Origin of the sequence: Nocardiopsis algeriensis (assembly GCF_014203695.1) — a bacterium.
GTDB lineage: Bacteria > Actinomycetota > Actinomycetes > Streptosporangiales > Streptosporangiaceae > Nocardiopsis > Nocardiopsis algeriensis.
The window spans coordinates 83,363-101,322 of the sequence record NZ_JACHJO010000008.1 but is presented as its reverse complement, the minus strand read 5'-3'; the positions used below and the strand labels follow the sequence as shown (position 1 = coordinate 101,322).

Annotated in this window: 12 protein-coding genes and 2 tRNA genes; 5 read left to right on the top strand and 9 right to left on the bottom strand. The window is 71.2% G+C overall.

What is annotated here, in order from left to right; translation table 11 throughout:
- Positions 1–144: 144 nt before the first annotated feature.
- The 9 genes from FHS13_RS13985 to FHS13_RS13945 form a co-directional block, all read right to left on the bottom strand.
- Positions 145–217, bottom strand: a tRNA-Thr gene (locus FHS13_RS13985).
- Positions 218–462: 245 nt separating this feature from the next.
- On the bottom strand, positions 463–756 hold the full coding sequence (locus FHS13_RS13980) for a DUF1905 domain-containing protein (protein ID WP_184292301.1): 294 nt from the start codon (positions 754–756) through the stop codon (positions 463–465).
- 598 nt (positions 757–1,354) lie between these two features.
- Positions 1,355–2,917: an alpha/beta fold hydrolase gene (locus FHS13_RS13975; protein WP_184292299.1), complete on the bottom strand. Its 1,563-nt coding sequence runs from the start codon at positions 2,915–2,917 to the stop codon at positions 1,355–1,357.
- Positions 2,918–3,299: 382 nt separating this feature from the next.
- A complete protein-coding gene (locus FHS13_RS13970) occupies positions 3,300–4,472 on the bottom strand; it encodes a DNA polymerase III subunit delta' (RefSeq protein ID WP_184292297.1) in 1,173 nt (390 codons plus the stop codon).
- 134 nt (positions 4,473–4,606) lie between these two features.
- Positions 4,607–6,712 carry a dTMP kinase gene (gene tmk / locus FHS13_RS13965; protein WP_184292295.1) on the bottom strand — a complete coding sequence of 702 codons (2,106 nt, stop codon included), beginning with the start codon at positions 6,710–6,712 and terminating at the stop codon, positions 4,607–4,609.
- 276 nt (positions 6,713–6,988) lie between these two features.
- Positions 6,989–9,793, bottom strand: coding sequence for a type I DNA topoisomerase (gene topA / locus FHS13_RS13960; RefSeq protein ID WP_184292293.1), 2,805 nt, complete (start codon positions 9,791–9,793; stop codon positions 6,989–6,991).
- A 782-nt stretch (positions 9,794–10,575) separates the two neighbouring features.
- Positions 10,576–11,217, bottom strand: coding sequence for an LPXTG cell wall anchor domain-containing protein (locus FHS13_RS13955; RefSeq protein WP_184292291.1), 642 nt, complete (start codon positions 11,215–11,217; stop codon positions 10,576–10,578).
- 157 nt (positions 11,218–11,374) lie between these two features.
- On the bottom strand, positions 11,375–12,334 hold the full coding sequence (locus tag FHS13_RS13950) for a hypothetical protein (RefSeq protein WP_184292289.1): 960 nt from the start codon (positions 12,332–12,334) through the stop codon (positions 11,375–11,377).
- A 224-nt stretch (positions 12,335–12,558) separates the two neighbouring features.
- The gene (locus FHS13_RS13945) at positions 12,559–13,890 is read right to left on the bottom strand and encodes a M20/M25/M40 family metallo-hydrolase (RefSeq protein ID WP_184292287.1); all 1,332 of its coding nucleotides are present in this window, start codon (positions 13,888–13,890) and stop codon (positions 12,559–12,561) included.
- Between the two features lie 144 nt (positions 13,891–14,034).
- Between FHS13_RS13945 and FHS13_RS13940 the strand changes: the two genes are divergently transcribed.
- The 5 genes from FHS13_RS13940 to FHS13_RS13920 all read left to right on the top strand — a co-directional run bounded on the left by FHS13_RS13940 (position 14,035) and on the right by FHS13_RS13920 (position 17,956).
- A tRNA-Leu gene (locus FHS13_RS13940) sits at positions 14,035–14,119 on the top strand.
- Between the two features lie 405 nt (positions 14,120–14,524).
- Positions 14,525–15,706 (top strand): cytochrome P450, encoded by a 1,182-nt coding sequence (locus tag FHS13_RS13935; RefSeq protein ID WP_184292285.1) that lies wholly within the window; start codon positions 14,525–14,527, stop codon positions 15,704–15,706.
- Positions 15,703–15,891, top strand: coding sequence for a ferredoxin (locus FHS13_RS13930; RefSeq protein WP_184292283.1), 189 nt, complete (start codon positions 15,703–15,705; stop codon positions 15,889–15,891). The genes FHS13_RS13935 and FHS13_RS13930 overlap by 4 nt, the downstream gene beginning before the upstream one ends.
- Entirely contained in the window at positions 15,888–17,024 is a 1,137-nt protein-coding gene (locus tag FHS13_RS13925) for an NAD(P)/FAD-dependent oxidoreductase (protein WP_184292281.1), read from the top strand. The genes FHS13_RS13930 and FHS13_RS13925 overlap by 4 nt, the downstream gene beginning before the upstream one ends.
- An 11-nt stretch (positions 17,025–17,035) precedes the next feature.
- Entirely contained in the window at positions 17,036–17,956 is a 921-nt protein-coding gene (locus FHS13_RS13920) for a LysR family transcriptional regulator (protein ID WP_184292279.1), read from the top strand.
- The last annotated feature ends 4 nt before the right edge of the window (positions 17,957–17,960 follow it).

Here is a 17,960-nt window from a genome sequence, read left to right as displayed (position 1 = left end):
CTACCCATGTTCGCCACCGGTCAGCGAACACCGCGGGTAATTGTTCCCCGCTCCCCCTGTCGTCCTGCGGAAACCCCGCCCGTTCCGGCGACGCCCGGGGAACACGTCGGGCCCGTCCGGAGAACCGGACGGGCCCGAGGGCTGAGCCGCCTGTCGGAATCGAACCGACGACCTATTCATTACGAGTGAATCGCTCTGCCGACTGAGCTAAGGCGGCGCGCCGCCGCACGACTCGGCGCGGCGAGGCGTTGCCCAGTCTAACGCCTGTCGGGCAGTCCTGTGTACGCGTCCCTCACGCACCGGCCTTCCTCCTTCCCCCGACCCACCACAACCGGACTGCCCAACCGCCGAGCACGAGGCCGGTGGCGATCACCCCGGCGGTGACGATCCACTCCTTCGACCCAGCCGGGAGAGGCCGGGGAAGCACTGTGCTCGGTCATGCGGTGTACCTGTCCTTCTCTGTCAGTTGAGGCGCTTGAGCAGGTGTACGGAGACCTCGTCCCCGCAGTCCTTTTTGAGCGTCTTGCGCAGAGCGGCCTTGACCGGGAGCATGTGGGTCCCGTCCCCCATCGGCAGCATGGTGGCCTGGAAGTCGTGGCCGTCGATCGTTCCGGACACCTTCACCGGTTTGCGCGTGCCGAAGTAGTCCCCGGACCCCGGGACGATCACACAGGCCCAGCCGCTGTTCTTCTCCTTGACGATCGTCTCGGTGAACTCGTTGTCGATCTCCTGCGCCGGTTTCGGTTCTGTCGGCATACCGTGTCTCCCACTCGTGTGTCGTGATCGGTTCCGACCTCCTCAGAGGTCCTGGCCTCCCTCCAACACCACCGGCTGAGGAGCCCTGGTGCTTCCGAACAGTGCGGTGGGCCTGGTGCCGGGCACATCGCCGGGCCCAGAGCACCGTCGTGCTGTCCGAAGAGCTGCTGCTGCCGTGTCAGGAAGCGGCGTGGTGCTCTGCGGACCCAGGTCGCGGTCCGGCATGTGTTCGCCGGTGGTGTTCCCTGTCAGGAGCTGGGGGCTGCCTACCTCGACCGGTGTCCCCGGTCTGCCCGGCATCGGGCCGGGCAGACCAGGCATCTCCTTCATGATCGGGCCGGGGAAGGCTGTGGGAGGGCTGTGACGTCATCCGGTTCCTTCCCCAGAAGTCCGACTGAAACCGGGTTTTCAGCTGCTGCACGGACCATGTGGGGAACAGGTCATCAAGGGCAGGCCCCTCGCGCCACACCAGCAACATTCCCGGTCGACCAGGCGCCTTCTCGCAAGGCGGGGAGCGCTGTCGGCCTCGCAAGCTCCTCCGACGCAGCAAGGGGACGCCCGGCGGCCGTGCGGCCCGAGACGGTCCGAGAAGCAGGTCCTAGGCGCAGGCCATCCCGTCCTCGGGCACCTCCAGGTCGACGAGGTAGGAGTCGACGATCGCGTCGATGCACGGGTCGCCCATCCGGTATCCGGTGTGGCCGTCGCCGTCGCGGGTGACGAGGAAGCCGGACTCCAGCTGCTCGGCGAGCGCCACGGACCACTCGTAGGGGGTCGCGGAGTCGCGGGTGGTGCCGAGGACGAGGATCGGGTCGGCCCCCGCAGCGGAGATCGGTCCCCCCTCGTCGACGGCCTCCTCCGGCCAGTACGCGCACGGCAGCGCGCCCCACGCGAGCGAGGCACCGAAGATCGGCGACTCCTCCTCCGCCGCCTCGGCCGCCTCGACGTAGGCGGCCACGTCCCGGGGGCTGGGCGAGTCGGAGCAGTTGACCGCGATGAGGGCGGCCGTGGAGTTCTCGTAGGACTGCCGGTCGGAGCGGCTGTAGAGCTCGTCGCCGAGCTGGAGCAGGACGGTGCCGTCGCCCTCCTCCATGGCATCGGTCAGACCCTCGCGGACCCGCGGCCACCAGCTGTCGGAGTACAGGGCGGCGAGCACGCCGAGCTCGGTGCGGGGACGGTTGATCTCGCGGTCGTCCATGCTGTTGGCGAGCGGCTCGGCGGCGGTGCCCGCCAGGAACTCGTCGAGCTCCGTGACGGCCTCCTCCACGTCCTCCCCGCCCAGCGGGCAGTCCTGCCGGCCGAGGCAGTCCTCGACGAAGGCGCGCAGCGCCGTCTCGAACCCGGTGGCCTGTGCGACGCTCAGGTCGAGCTGCTCCTGGCTGGGGTCGACCGCGCCGTCGAGCACCAGGGCCCGGACCCGGTCGGGGAACTGGTCGGCGTACTCGGCGCCGATGTGGGTTCCGTAGGAGGCGCCCACGTAGGTGAGCTTCTCGTCGCCGAGCAGGGCCCGCAGGACGTCCATGTCACGGGCGACGTCGGCGGTGCCCATGTTGAGCATCAGTTCGGGTGCGTTCTCGCGGCAGGCCTCGACGAATTCCCGGCTGCTCTCCTCCATGTCCGCGATGCCGGCCTCGGTGAGCTCGGACATGTCGCCGTCGCCGTCGACGCTCTCGGCCTCGTTCCCGAGGAACTCGTCGAGCTCGGCGGCGTCCAGGCAGACGAGCGGCGAACTGCGGCCGACACCGCGCGGGTCGAAGCCGACGATGTCGAACCTCTGGCGTACGGACTCTCCCGCGATGAAGTCGGCGTGGTCGACGTAGTCGTACCCGGAGCCGCCGGGGCCGCCCGGGTTGAACAGCAGCGACCCGATGACCTCGTCCCCGGTGGCGGGCATGCGCTTGACCGCGATCTCGACGCGCTCACCCCCCGGGTCGCCGTAGTCCATGGGCACCTCGTAGACGGCGCACTCGGACTCCGCCGGCCCGCTGTCGCACTCGCCCCACCGGAGCTCCTGCTCGGTGAAGGCGTCCAGCCCCTCCAGCGAGGCGGCGGACCCGCCCGCCTCTCCGCCGTCCGGAGCCTCCGCCCCGCTCGTACAGCCCGTCGCCAGCAGCACCGCGCCGGCGAGTACCGCCGTCGCCGCTCCCCGAAGTCCTGTCCCCACCCGTGTCCGCCTCTCGTCGTCTGCCGCGTCCGCGCGGCGGTGCCGTCGTCGATCCCGTGTGTGCGACGGCGATCGTCCGGCACCGGTTCGCGCCGGCCGTCTTCTCCTGCGTCCGTGCGCCTCTCCGGCCCGGGGCCGCGAGCCCCTCGGGCCGGCCGCGATCACGCGGGACGCACCTCTCGGACCGTGTTCTCCGTATCATCCCGGTCCGGACGGCCGCGGAGCCGCGCGGGGCGGGTGCACGTCCGCCGCCGACCGCGTCCCGGCGCGTTCGGCCCGGGACGTCCGACGGGGAGGGGGCTTCCGTACCTGTTCCCGGGGCACGGCCTCCTCGGGGCAGACGTCGGGCAGCTCGGCGGCCCCGCGTCCGCAGCGGCCGGGCTCAGCCGACCAGGAGCGCGGAGGTCATGGCCTCCATGGCGATCTGGGGATGCACGTTGGCGGCGATGCGCCTGCGGCACTCCATGATGGCGTCGATGCGCCTGAGCGTGCTCTCGGGGGAGGTGGTGCGGGCGATCCGCTCCAGGTCTCCGGAGCGCTCGCCCGTGGAGCGCTCCACGTCGGCGCCGAGCTGGAGGGTGAGCACGTCGCGGTAGAAGGCGGCCAGATCGAGCAGGGCGCGGTCGTAGGAGTCGCGCTTGACGCGGGTGGCCCGGCGCTTCTGGCGCTCCTCCAGCTCCTTCATGGCCCCGGCCGAGCCGCGGACGGCCTTGGCCACGCCCTTGCCGGTGGAGCCCTCGCCGAACGCGGCGCGCAGCTCCCCCTTCTCCTTCTCGTCGAGGGCGGTGGTGATCGCCTTGGACTCCTCCTCGGCGATCTCGTAGAGGCGGGCGGCGAAACCGACGCACGCGCCCAGGCCGTCGAGTCTGGCGGGGATGGACAGCACCTCCTCCCGGCGCCGGCGCGCCTCGGGATCGGTGGCCAGGCGGCGGGCACGATCCACCCGGCCGGCCGCGGCGACCGCGGCGGCCCGGGCGGTGGCGTCGTCCACACCGTCGAGTCGGACCAGGGCGTCGACGATCTCACGGGTGCCGGGCGTGGTGAGGGTGACCAGGCGGCAGCGGGAGCGGATGGTGACGAGCAGGTCGTCGGGGGCGGGTGTGCACAGCAGCCAGACGGTGCGCGGTGAGGGCTCCTCGACCGCCTTGAGCAGGGCGTTGGAGGCGGCCTCGGTGGCCCGGTCGGCGTCTTCGAACAGCACGATCCGGAAGCGCCCGCCCGAGGGCTTGGAACTCGAGCGCAGGACCAGGTCTCGGGTGGCCGCCACGCCGAAGCTGAGGCCGCTGGGACGCACGTAGAGCACGTCCGGGTGGGTTCCGGCGAGAACCTGGTGACAGGAGTCGCAGTGGCCGCAGCCGCCGTCGCGGCACTGGAGGGCGGCGGCGAAGGCGCGGGCGGCCTCGGCCCGACCCGACCCCGGCGGTCCGGTGAACAGCCAGGCGTGGGTCATCCCCGCGCCGGTGCCCCCCGACACGAGGTCGGCCGCGCCCGACACGGCCCGTTCCAGCTGTGCCACCGCCGCCTGCTGGCCGACGAGGTCGTCGAAGACCGTCACGCCCTACCTCCTCGGATCCGCGGGATTTCTTCAAGAATAGGTTCCGGGGGCGACAGGCGTGCGCTGTCCACAGGCCCGGACGCACGGGGGCCCGGCAGCCGCTTCCGCGGCCGCCGGGCCCCTTCCGCTTCCGGTCAGTTGTTCCTGATCACGGGGATCATGCCGGTGACCGCCTCGGCGTTGCTCGGGACCGGGTCCGGCAGGAAGGCCCGTACCCGGCGCCGGATCTCCCGGGTGACCTTCTCCTGCGGCTCGCGGGCGTCGAGCACCAGGTAGCGCTCGGGGTCCTGCCGGGCCAGGTCGAGGAAGCCCTTGCGCACCCGGTTGTGGAACTCGGCCGACTCGGCCTCGATGCGGTCGACCGCGCCGCCCAGGCGGGCCAGCCCCTCCTCGGGCCGCACGTCCAGCAGCACCGTCAGGTCGGGCACCAGGCCCTGTGTGGCCCAGTCGCTGATGCGGCGGATGTCGTCCGGGTCCAGTTCGCGCCCCGCGCCCTGGTAGGCGAGCGTGGAGTCGACGTAGCGGTCGCTGATGACGACGGCACCGCGCCGCAGCGCGGGCAGGATCTCCTGCTGGACGTGGTCGGCCTTGTCGGCGGCGTACAGCAGGGCCTCGGCACGCGGGGTGATGTGCGAGTTCTCCCGGTCCAGGAGCAGGGCGCGCAGCCGCATGCCCAGTTTGGTGGCGCCCGGCTGGCGGGTGCTGACCACCTCGAACCCCTGGTCGCGCAGCCACACGGTGAGTTCGCGCACCTGGGTGGACTTGCCCGCGCCCTCACCGCCTTCGAGGACGATGAAGGCGCCGGTGGGCTTCTCCTCCTCGGTTCCCTCGACGGGGACCGCCACGCCGCGCAGGGCCGCGAAGAGCTCGGGGATCAGGCCGGGTCCGGCCTCGGGGTCGCCCTTGTTGACCTGGCGGTGGGCCACCAGGGCGGCCACCGCGGCCAGCAGGCCGACCACCGACAGGACGACGCCGGTGCCCCTCAGGTCGTAGGTGAGGGGGCCCACCGGAAGGGCGTGGTCGCCGACGAACCCGGCGGCCACCGGCGCGAGCACGGCGGACAGCAGCAGGGTGAGGCGGGCCGTGCCGTTGAGGTGGGCGTGCACGGCGCCCCGGTCCTCCTCCTCGGTCTCGCGGGCGACGACGGCCAGGCCGGCCGCCCACGCGACACCGGCGCAGACACCGAGGGCCAGGACGAGGAAGACGGTGAGCACCATGTCCCAGACGGCGCCCGCCGGCAGGAGGACGAACGCGGCGAGGGCGGCGCCCACGCCGAACATCCGGCGGCGGCTGAGCTTCTTGAGGATCCGCGGCCCCGAGACCACACCGAGCGCCATGCCGCCGAAGACCGCGGCGAAGAGCATGCCGAACCCTGCGTTGCCCGCTCCCAGCGCCTCCGCGTGGAGGCGGCCGGCTCCGATGACGGCGCCGCCCGCGGCGACGGTGGCGAGCATTCCCAGGGTCAGACCGGTCAGCAGCGGACCGCCGACCGCTCCGCGCGGCCGGTTCCACACCGACGCGAGGATGCGGCTGTCCCGGGTGGGGCTCTCGTCGTCCTTGCCGGGACGGTGCGAGGGGATCGGCAGTCCGGCGGCGACGGCGGCCGCGACGAGGAAGGTGAGGCCGTTGAGGTAGAGGGCGATGTCCGCCTCGGGCTTGGCCATGCCCGGCAGCAGGGCGCCGAGCAGGTTGCTCACCGATGCCAGGGCGGCGAACAGCAGGGCCGCGACGGGCGCGGTGCCGTAGGTGGTGAACAGGACCAGTTTGTCGGCCTGCCCGAGGAGCTTGCGGGGCACCAGGCTGGGCACGGCGGAGTCCTTGGCCGGGGTCCACAGCAGGGCGACGACCTCGGCGAGGAAGCTCGCGACGAACAGCCAGACCAGACCGGACCCGGGCGCCAGCAGGCCGACGACGGGGATGGAGATGTAGAGCAGGGCGCGCAGCACGTCGCCGACGACCATGGTCCAGCGCCGGTCGAGGCGGTCGGCGAGCGGTCCGGCCAGCGGGCTGAGCAGGACAGCGGGGGCGAGCCTGACCGCCACGACCCCGGCGACCGCCAGGTACCGGGCCAGGTGCGGACCGTCGGCGGTGAAGACCACCGCCAGGGAGATCAGGGCCAGGAGGCTGAGCCAGTCGCCCAGGCTGGAGAGGGAGAGCGAGATCCACAGCCGGCGAAAGGGTGTGATCGCGAGGACGTTGTGCGCCTCGGACGGCGCTCCCGGTGATGCAGGTCTGCTCATGGCGCTCAGGTCATTCGTGAGGAAACGGGGAAGGAACGGGCCGTCGTGCTCCTGGGTTCGGTGGACCCCTTGCGGGGACGCGCACGTCCTCGCGGTCCGACGGGGCAGGTACACACCCTGGGGCGTGTGCGGCGGATCCACCCTAGTACGGAAGACGTGTCCCCGGACAGGGGCGGGACGGAGCCGCGTTCGGGGTCGGACGCGGGGCGGAAGGGCACCGACAGCGACCACCCGGGCACACCGGCGGGTGTGCCCGGGTGGTCCCGGTCTGTTCTGCTAGTCCTCGGCCGAGCGGGGAGTCCCGGTCTTGCGGGCCGGCGCCTTCTCGGCCGCTGCCGTCTTCTTGGCAGCGGTCTTCTTGGCGGTGGTCTTCTTGGCCGTCGTCTTCTTGGCGGCGGGCTTCTTGGCCGGGGCCTTCTTCTTGGCCGGGGCCTTGGCCCGGCGCTCGGCGAGCAGCTCGGCGGCCCGCTCGTCGGTGATCTTCTCCACCTCGTCGCCCTTGCGCAGCGAGGCGTTGACCTCCCCGTCCGTGACGTAGGGGCCGAACCGGCCGTCCTTGATCACCATCTTGGCCCCGGTCGCCGGGTCCTCGCCCAGCTCGCGCAGCGGCGGTGCCGCGGTGCGGCGGCCGCGCTGCTTGGGCTGGGCGAAGAGCTTCTCCGCCTCTTCCAGGGTGACCGTGAACATCTGCTCCTCGGTCTCCAGGGAGCGGCTGTCGGTGCCCTTCTTGAGGTAGGGGCCGAACCGGCCGTTCTGGGCGGTGACCTCCTCGCCGTCGAGCTCGCCGACGACGCGGGGCAGCGACAGCAGCTTGAGCGCGTCCTCCAGCGTGACCGTGTCCAGGCTCATCGACTTCAGCAGGGAGCTGGTGCGCGGCTTGACCGCCTTGGCCTTGCGCCCCTCGCCTTCCTCCGGCTCCTCGATGATCTCGGTGACGTAGGGCCCGAAGCGCCCGGACTTGGCCACGACGGTGCGGCCGGTCGCCGGGTCGGTGCCCAGTTCCCGGTCGCCGCTGGGCTGGGCGAACAGCTCCTCGGCCTTCTCCTTGGTCAGCTCGTCCGGTGCCAGGTCGTCGGGAACGTTGACCCGGGTGCCGTCGCGATCCAGGTAGGGGCCGTAGCGGCCGACCCGCAGCACGATGTCGGTGCCCGGCAGTGGCAGGGAGCTGATCTCCTTGGGGTCGATCTCGGAGAGGTTGTCGCTCACCAGCTCCTTGAGCCCGGTCTCGCGCTCGCCCTCGGAGCCCTCACCGCCGAAGTAGAAGCGGCGCAGCCACGGCAGGCCCTCGGCCTCACCCCGGGCGATCGCGTCGAGGACGTCCTCCATGCGCGCCGTGAACTCGTAGTCCACCAGGTTGCCGAAGTGCCGCTCCAGCAGCTGCACCACGGCGAAGGCCAGGAAGGAGGGCACCAGTGCCGTGCCCTTCTTGAACACGTACTCGCGGTCGAGGATGGTGCCGATGATGGAGGCGTAGGTGGAGGGGCGGCCGATCTCGCGCTCCTCCAGCTCCTTGACCAGGCTCGCCTCGGTGTAGCGCGCGGGCGGCCGGGTGCTGTGCCCCTCGGCCTCCATGCTCCGCACCGTGAGGGGGTCGCCCTCCGCCACGGGCGGCAGGCGGCGCTCACGGTCGTCCAGGTCGGCGGCGGGGTCGTCGGAGCCCTCCACGTACGCCTTGAGGAAACCGTGGAAGGTGATGACCTTGCCGGTCGCGTTGAACTCGGCCGTCTCGCCCGCGGACGAGGTACCGCGCAGCTTCACGGTGACGGACTCGCCGACCGCGTCCTTCATCTGCGAGGCGACGGTGCGCTTCCAGATCAGCTCGTAGAGCCGCTTCTCGGGGCCGCTCAGCCCGGTCTGGGAGGGCGTGCGGAAGGTGTCTCCCGCAGGCCGGATCGCCTCGTGTGCCTCCTGCGCGTTCTTGACCTTCTTGGCGTACACGCGGGGCTTGTCGGGCAGGTAGTCGGCCCCGTACAGGCTTCGCACCTGGTTGCGTGCGGCGCCGAGGGCGCTCTCCGACAGCGTGGTGCTGTCGGTGCGCATGTAGGTGATGTAACCGTTCTCGTACAGCCGCTGGGCGACCTGCATGGTCTGCTTGGCGGACAGGCCGAGCTTGCGCGAGGCCTCCTGCTGCAGCGTGGTGGTGCGGAACGGCGCGTACGGCGAGCGCCGGTAGGGCTTGCGCTCCACCGAGGAGACGGAGAAGTCGGCCCCCTCCAACCGCTCGGTCAGGCCGCGCGCGGCGGCCTCGTCGAGCTGGCGCACCGCGCGGTCGGAGCGCACGGTGCCCCCGGAGGTGAAGTCCCGCCCGACCGCGACACGGGTCCCGTCCACGGCGACCAGAGCCGCCGGGAAGGCCGTGGGGCCGTCGGCGGCGTCCGCGCCGACGACCTCGAAAAGGGCCTTGACGTCCCAGTACTCGGCGGGGGTGAAGGCCATCCGCTCGCGTTCGCGCTCGACCACCAGGCGGGTGGCCACGGACTGCACCCGGCCCGCGGAGAGCTTGGGCATGACCTTCTTCCACAGCACGGGAGAGACCTCGTAGCCGTAGAGGCGGTCCAGGATGCGCCGGGTCTCCTGGGCGCTGACCAGGCGGGTGTTGAGGTCGCGCGTGTTGTGGGCCGCCCGCTGGATGGCCTCCTTGGTGATCTCGTTGAACACCATGCGGCGGACGGGGATCTTGGGCTTGAGCTCCTCCAGGAGGTGCCAGGCGATCGCCTCCCCCTCCCGGTCCTCATCGGTGGCGAGCAGGAGTTCGTCGGCCTCGGCCATGAGCTCCTTGAGCTTGCGCACGTGCGACTTCTTGTCGGTGTTGACCACGTAGAGGGGCTCGAAGTCGCGCTCCACGTTCACACCGAGGCGGGCCCAGGGCTCGCCCTTGTACTTGGCGGGGATCTCGGCAGCCTTGTTGGGCATGTCGCGGATGTGGCCGATGCTGGACTCCACGACGTAGCCGCGCCCCAGGTAGCCGGCGATCGTCTTCGCCTTGGCGGGCGACTCGACGATGACGAGAGCGGTTCCCGCCCCCTGACGTCCGCTGTCCTTCGAGCCGTTCTTTCCGGCGCTGCCCTTCGTGGCTGGCACGCTCTTCCCCTACGTCTAGCCCTGCGTGATCTGTCGGTCGCGGTTTCTCGGCTCCCGCGGAAACCGACAGTAACCGAAATTCCTGGCCTTCCCCCGTCGACGGGTCGGTGGGAGGGCTTCCGCCCGTCGGCCTCCGCTTCGCGGAGCGCGGCCGCACCCACCGGCATCCGCAGAATAAGCGCTTGGTGCAACGCTGTCGGCCCGAAGTGCGGGCGAAGCGGCTGAGAAGCACCTCCTCAGGGCCTCCGACCGGCGCGGGAGAGCACCCGGAACGTCCACATCGGGTGACTTCGGTCACACTTGGGGTTCCGAGACGGGCCTGTCCCCGGAATGCGGCGAGTCCCCCCGGATATTCCCGGGAGGACTCGGCTCACGTACCGGGCGGGCCGCGGCCGCCACTCCGCTCCCCCGCAGTCCACCGCGTTCCTCACGGAACGGGGAAACGAAGGCGGTCGGCCGTCTGCTCCAACCCGGCACCCGCGTGCCGACGGGGATCCTGCTGCCCTTCTCCGAAACCCGCCTTCCTCGGTGCGGTGTCCCGCAGTCCACCGCGTTCCTCACGGAACGGGAAACCGCACCTCGGAAAGGTCGCTCCGGGCGAAGGGCCCGGACCCCGCATGTCGGCGCGAGATCCTGCTCTCTTCGGGTCCTCGCCCCCTGGGGTGTTCGGCACCCCGCAGTCCACCGCGTTCCTCACGGAACGGGAAACCGCACCCCAGGAGGGTCGCACCGACCGGAAAGCAGGCCCCGCCGTCACAGGTCCGGAGCGCCCGCCGTCCGGTTCAGGACCGGGACCGGCGGCGTCCGGCGGCGATCAGGCCCACACCGGCGGCGGCGGCCACGGTCGCGGAGGCGACCAGACCGGCCATGCCGATGCCGGTCTTGGGCAGCTCGTCCGGCTTGTCGGGCGTGGGCTCGGGCTTCGGCTCGGGCTTGTCGGGCGTGGGCTCGGGCTTCGGCTCCGGCTTGTCGGGCGTGGGCTCGGGCTCCGGCTCGGCGTAACCCGGGTCGTGGACCTTGTCGCCGCAGTGGATGTTCATGTTCGTGTAGCCCTTGGCCGCCGCGATCGCGGCCGCGTCGGCGCAGTCCCCGGTCGTCACGTGCCCGTCCTCGGGCATGTGCTCCTCGGTCTTCTCGTGGCCCTCGGCCTTCTCCTGCTCGCCGGCCTTCTCGTGCCCGTCGGCCTTGTCGTGGCCCTCGGCCTTCTCTTCCTCGCCGAGCTGCTCGTGGCCCTCGGCCTTCTCCTGGATCTCGGCCTTCCTGTACTCCTCGGCCGACATGTAGCCCTCGACGATCGACTGGTGGTCGCTTCCGGAGTAGTTGCCGTTGGTGGCGTCACCCGCGTGGGCGAATCCGGTCGCGGCGATCGCCAGGAAGCCGGCGGCCGCGACAGCAGCCAGGCGGGCACGGGTCTCGTGAGTCATCACATGTCCTTTGTCAGCTGAGATATGGACGGCTGCGCAAGGACCGCGGTCGGCCGGCTCCGGAGGCGTGCCCGTTCCAGGGCAGCGTCTCAGGAGGCCAGCGGGGTCAAGGGTGTGCACGGGCACACCGGACCGGCCGCGGTCGGGGTCCGCAGCTCTAGTCGGGAGAGAACGTGGGGTCGTCCGCGGCGTCTCGGACGACCAGGGTGGGGTCGCCGGGCAGGGCGACCCGGTGGGCCCGGGGGGCCAGGTGGTCGGCCCGGGCCGTCAGGAACCCGGCGGCGCCGGGCGCGGGGAAGGAAGGCGCGGCGGTGCCGGTGGAGTCGGCACCGCTCTGGTGGTGCGCACCACTGGAGGAGAGGTGGATGCGCTCGGCGGAGCCGCCGGTCTCCGCCTGTTCGGGTGCTTCGGCGGACCCGGTCCAGGGCTCCGCGCCCTGGGCACCGGTTCCCTGGAAGGCCGCGGCGGTCTGCTCGCGCAGGAGCTGCACGCGCTCGGCCTGCTTCTCCTCGGAAGGGCCGGTCCCGTCCCCCGGTTCGGGGGCACGGTCGTCGCCCTCGGTCCGCGGAGTCTCCGGGGCCTCGGCGTTCCGCGTGTCGTCGGGTCGATCGGCGGCGAGGGCGGGCTCGTCGAGCCCCTCGACCACCGATTCCACCAGGCCGCCGTCACGCACCGGCGTGTCGGCGGTGCCGACGATCTCCCGGCCGGTGCGGGCGATGCCGTCGAACAGCTCGCCGGTGCCGTTGGCGGTCTCCCCGACGACACCGGCCGCGGCCTCCCCCGTACGGGTCTCCTCCAGCGCCGAGGGAACCAGCGTGTCGGCGAGTCCCTCCACCGCGCGGGACGCGGATCGGGCCTTCTCCGTCTTCCCGTCCGACGTCCCGGGCTCCTCGGCCGACATCCGGGACACCGTTCGGCCGACACCGTCGGCTCCGGCTCCCAGGACCGAGTCCGCGAGCCCGCCGGAGGCGGTCTCGCCGGAGGCGACACCGGTCCCCCCGACGAGCCAGGCGACAGCGAAGACGCCGAGCAGGAAGAACAGGCGGGCGCAGAGGGCGCGGTCGACGCGGACAGCACCGGCGGCGTGCGCCGGCCACTCCCGTTCCGCGAGCACCATGGATGCCCTCCTCGCTTCGCCTGCCGTTGGACGGCCCCGCACGGCGACACCGCCGGGGTCCGGGCGCCGTGGCCTCGGGAAACACGGTGGAACGTGCCCGGGACCACACCCCCTTGAACTGAGCGCAACACTAGCACTACACAGAGTGATTGCACAGGTGTGGGGCAGGCCGCGCCGAGAAACTTCTCGGCGCGGCCGGGCGTTTCACCGCAGGGGCGGGGGAATCAGCTCATCTCGACGAAGCGGTCCAGCACCCGCACCCCGAACTGGAGGCCGTCGACGGGAACGCGCTCGTCCACACCGTGGAACATGCCCGCGAAGTCCAGCTCCGGGGGCAGCCTCAGCGGCGAGAACCCGAAGTTGCGGATGCCCAGGCGCGAGAAGCTCTTGGCGTCGGTGCCGCCCGACAGGCAGTAGGGCACGGCGCGGGCGCCGGGGTCCTCCGCCAGCAGGGCCTCGGACATGGCGGTGACCAGGCCGCCGTCGAAGGAGGTCTCCACCGCGGGCAGGTGGTGGATGAACTCGCGGCTCACCTTCGGGCCGAGCAGGCGGTCGATCTCGGCGAAGTACTCCTCCTCCGTTCCGGGCAGGAAGCGGCCGTCCACCTGTGCGGTCGCCTCTCCGGGGATGACGTTGGCCTTGTAACCGCCGCCCAGGACGGTGGGGTTGAGGGTGTTGCGCAGCGTGGCGCCGATCATCCGGGCGATGGGGCCCAGGCGCTCGACCGTGGCGTCCACGTCGTTCTCGTCGAAGGGGATCCCGAACTCCTCGCAGATCTCCTCCAGGAAGGTGCGCACGGTCGGGGTGAGGCGCACCGGGAAGCGGTGCTCCCCCAGCCGCGCCACCGCGGCGGCCAGCTCGGTCACGGCGTTGTCCGTGTTGACCATCGAACCGTGCCCGGCGGTGCCGCGCGCGGTCAGCTTCATCCAGGCGATGCCCTTCTCCGCGGTCTCCACGAGGTAGAGGCGCCGGTTCTCCTTCACCGTGAACGAGAAACCGCCGACCTCGCTGATGGCCGCGTCGCAGTCGGCGAACAGCTCGGGATGCTCGTCCACCAGGTACTGGGCGCCCCACGTACCCCCGGCCTCCTCGTCGGCGAGGAAGGCCAGCACGATGTCGCGCGGGGGCTTGCGCCCTTCCCGCGCGCGGTCGCGCACCATGGCCAGGACCATGGCGTCCATGTTCTTCATGTCGATGGCGCCGCGGCCCCACACGCAGCCGTCCGCCACCTCGCCGGCGAAGGGGTGGTGCGTCCAGTCCTCGGGGGCGGCGGGAACCACGTCGAGGTGACCGTGGACGAGCAGGGGCGGACGGTCGCGGTCGACGCCCTCGATCCGGGCCACGACGTTGCTGCGCCCCGGATGCTTCTCGTAGATGGTCGACTCGATGCCGACCTCGTCGAGCTTCTCGGCCACGTACTCGGCGGCCCTGCGCTCGCCCGGACCGGAGTGGTCCCCGTAGTTCGAGGTGTCGATCCCGATGAGCTCCCGGCACAGGTCGACCACCTCGACCTCGGCCGCGCTGGGGGTTCCGGTTTCCCTGCCTGGCACTGTCATCCGACACTCCTGTCCGCCGCACCTTCGTGGCCCTTGCCCCTCCGACACTGCCACGAGCTCTTACGGAGGCAAAAACATGGTTCGGGGCGCTCCGGACCTTTGCTATTGTTGAACCGTCGAGCGGGGGAACCCGCCCAACGCCCGGTCCGGGTGGCGGAATAGGTAGACGCGCTAGCTTGAGGTGCTAGTGGCCGTTAAGGCTGTGGGGGTTCAAGTCCCCCCTCGGACACTCATGAAAGCCCTGTTCGCAGGGCTTTTTTCATGCCCGGGTCGCAACGGAGGGTGCGACAGGAGCGTGCCGGCCGAAGAGGGCCGCCACCTGCTCAGCGGCTCGGGCCCGCATCTCCGGCAGCACATGAGCGCAGAGGTTCATCGTGACGGACGGGTCGGCGTGGCCCAACCTCTTTTGAACCACCTTCTGTGTGCACACAGGTAGGGACGCCCGTCGTCCGAGCCGTCGACGGCACGTGGACCACCGCGACCGCTTCCCCGGATCTCCGGCGCCGCAGGGCGGAAGGCGGCGACCGGCAATACATGCACGTCATGCATGGAATGCCATGACAAACATGTGTTTGCAGAATGTCACCGAGATCACTTCACTGGGGTCATCGACGACCGACCCCAAGGTGGACCGATGCCCCTCTCCGACCCTCCCGTCTCCGACCTCGACCTGTTCGACGACAAGGTGCTTATCGACCCCTACCCGTCCTACTCGGCACTGCGTGACCTCGGAAGCGTCGTCCACCTCCCCGCGAACGACGCCTACGCCCTCACGCGGTACGACGCGATCCGCAGCGCCCTGGGTGACTGGGAAAGCTTCTCCTCCGCCGGGGCCATCGGCTTCAACCCGGCGGTCAACGAGGCGCTGTCGGGCACCTCTCTCTCCTCGGATCCTCCGGTGCACACCCGGCTGCGCGCCACCCTGACCGCCAACCTGTCGCCGCGCGCGCTCCGCGGCCTCAAGGACGGCATCGAGGCCAAGGCCGACGCGCTCGTCACGGAGCTGGTCGACAAGGGTTCCTTCGAGGCGATCGACGCGCTGGCTCGCGCCTTTCCGCTCGAGGTCGTCGCGGACCTCATCGGGTTCACCGGCCACGTCCGCGACAACATGCTCCGCTGGGGCCAGGCGGCCATGCAGGTGATCGGGCCGATGAACCAGCGCACCGCGGAGAACTTCCCGATCGCGGGGGAGCTGTACGCATGGTGCTCGAGCGTCACCGCGGACGACCTGGCACCCGGCTCGGTCGGACGCGGGATCTTCGAGGCCGAGGACCGCGGTGAGATTCCGCCCGGCACGGCCGGCCACATCATCCATCAGTACCTCGGCGCCGGCGTCGACACCACGATCGCCTCCATCGGGAACATCGTCGCCCTCTTCGCGGAGCACCCCGACCAGCTCGCGCAGGTGCGGGAGGACCCGTCGCTGGTGCCGGCCGCGTTCAACGAGGTGCTCCGCTACTGGGCCCCGCTCCATGTCTGGGGGCGCCGTGCGACCCGGGACGTGGAGGTCGACGGTGCTCTGATCCCGGAGGGGGCGCGGGTCGCGATCCTCTTCGGCGCAGGAAACCGGGACCCCCGCCACTACGAGAACCCCGACGCGTTCCTGGTCGAGCGGAATCCGACCGACCACCTGTCGTTCGGCTACGGACCGCACGGATGCGCCGGCCAGGGTCTGGCCCGCCTGGAAGCCCACGCTGTCGTCAAGGCCTTGTCGCGCCGCGTCGAGCGGCTCGTCGTCGGCGCTGGGGTGCGTGTGCCGAGCAACATCACCCGGAGCTTCGAAGAGCTCCCCGTCCTGGAGGTCGTCCCCGCATGAAAATCGTCCTCGACCGTCCCCGATGCGAAGGCCACGGTCTCTGCGAGGAGGCCGCGCCGCAGCTCATGCACCTCGACGACGACGGTGAACTCGTCATCGACCGCGAGGAGGTGGGCGACACCGAAGCCCCGCTGGCCAACGCCGCTGTCCGGGTCTGCCCTGTCGCGGCCCTGCGTATCGCATGAGTACGCGCGTCAGAAGGATCGTCGTCGTCGGCAACGGCATCGCCGGGCTCACAGCGGCGGACTCGCTGCGGGGGAATGGCTTCGACGGAGAGCTGACCATCGTCGGCGACGAGCCGTACGCGGCGTACAGCCGTCCGGCGCTGTCGAAGGCGCTCCTGCTCGACGGCGGCGACATGTCCTCGCACGAGCTCCCGTCGGCAGAGCACGGGGCGAACGAACTGCTGGGGGTCCGGGCCTCGGGACTCGATGTGGAGCGCCGGGTCGTCAGCCTCGACGACGGCACCGTCCTGCCGTACGACCGGCTCGTGATCGCCTCCGGCTCCCGCGCGCGACGGCTGTCCGACCTGCCCGAGGAATTCACCCTGCGCGGGCTCGACGATGCCTGGGCCCTGCGCGACCGACTCGCCGCAAGGCCGTCGGTCGCCGTGGTCGGCGGCGGCCCGCTCGGCATGGAGATCGCCTCGGGATGCCTGGCGTCGGGTTGCCGGGTGACGCTCGTGTCCCAGGGGGCCCCGCTGATCGCGCAGCTGGGCCCCTATCTGGCCGGCGTCTTCGCCGAGGCAGCGCTGAACCGCGGTCTCACCGTCGTCGAGACGGACGGTGCACGGCTCGAGCGGCGCGGGGAGGACGTCCGTGTCGTCCTGGCCGACAACACCGTCGTCGAGGCCGAACTGGTGGTCTCAGCCGTCGGCGACGTCCCCAACACGGAGTGGCTCGCCGAAACGGGCCTGGTCGAGAGGGGGGTCCTGCACACCGACTCGCGCGGACGCGTGCGCCCCGACATCGCGGCGATCGGCGACCTGGCGGCGTTCACGACCCCGTACGGACGGCGGCGCATCCCGTTGTGGAGCAGTGCGATCGAACAGGCGAAGGTCGCTGCCGCCGTGCTCCTCCGAGGGGACGAGGCACCGCCGCTCGACTTCCAGCCCTACTTCTGGACCGAGCAGTTCGGTCTCACCCTCAAGGCCGTGGGCCGGCTCCCGGTGGCGGGAGAACCGACGTACATCGAGGGAGGACCCGGGGGGCCGTCCCTGATGCGCTGGTCCCATGACGACGGTTCCGGTTCGGCCGTGGCGCTGAACCACCGGATCCCGATTCCCCGGCTGCGCCGCGTGAGCAGGGCCGCCGTGTAGGGTTCGGCGTGATGAGCGACGAGGGTGCGGGCACCACGGGTTCCGAGCTGGACCGGTTGGCGACGGTCAATCTCAACCTGCTGGTGCCCCTTCTCGCGATATTGGAGGAGCGTTCGGTGACCCGGGCCGCCGAGCGCATCGGTCTCTCCCAGTCCGCGATGAGCCACGCCCTGAGCCGCATGCGGCGTCTTTTCGGCGACGATCTCCTCGTCCGTCACGGGAGCGGTGCCACACTGACCCCGCGTGCGATGGAGCTGGTCGCGCCGCTGCGGGCGACGCTCCGGCAGGCCGCGGACGTGATCGCCTTTCCCGGCTTCGATCCGGCGACGGACCGCCGTGTCGTCACCGTCGCGTTGACCACCAGCACGGCCTTTGTGCTCGGCGCCCGGCTGGGGCGCCTCATGGCGGAGCAGGCCCCGAACGCGACCCTGCGTCTGCGTACGATCACCGTGCCGACCGAGTCGACCTTCACGGAGCACGGCGTCGACGTCGTCCTGGTCTCCGAGGGACTCGCGTCACCGTACCCGCGCGAGCGGCTGTACGACGACCGCTGTGTGGTGGTGGCCGCGCCGGACGTGCCGCCGGAGGCGAGCACGCTCGACCTGTTGACCACGCAGCCCCATGTCGTCGTGGACACCGAGCGGCGCGTCTTCCCCTACTCGGTGCTCGACGAGAAGAGGATTCCCTATCGCGTCGGTCAGCTGGTCTCGGACTTCCTGCTCGTCCCCTTCCTGGTCGGACGTGCCGGCGGTGTCGCTCTCCTTCGACTCCGGGTCGCCGCCGAGATGCAGAAACTCATCGACCTGCGGATCGACGAGTTCCCGTTCCCGCTCCCCGGGCTGGGGATCGACATGGTCTGGAACCCGCGTCTGACCGACCAACGCTTCGTCGCATGGCTGCGCGGGCTCCTGTTCGACGCGGCAGAGGCCTGACAGG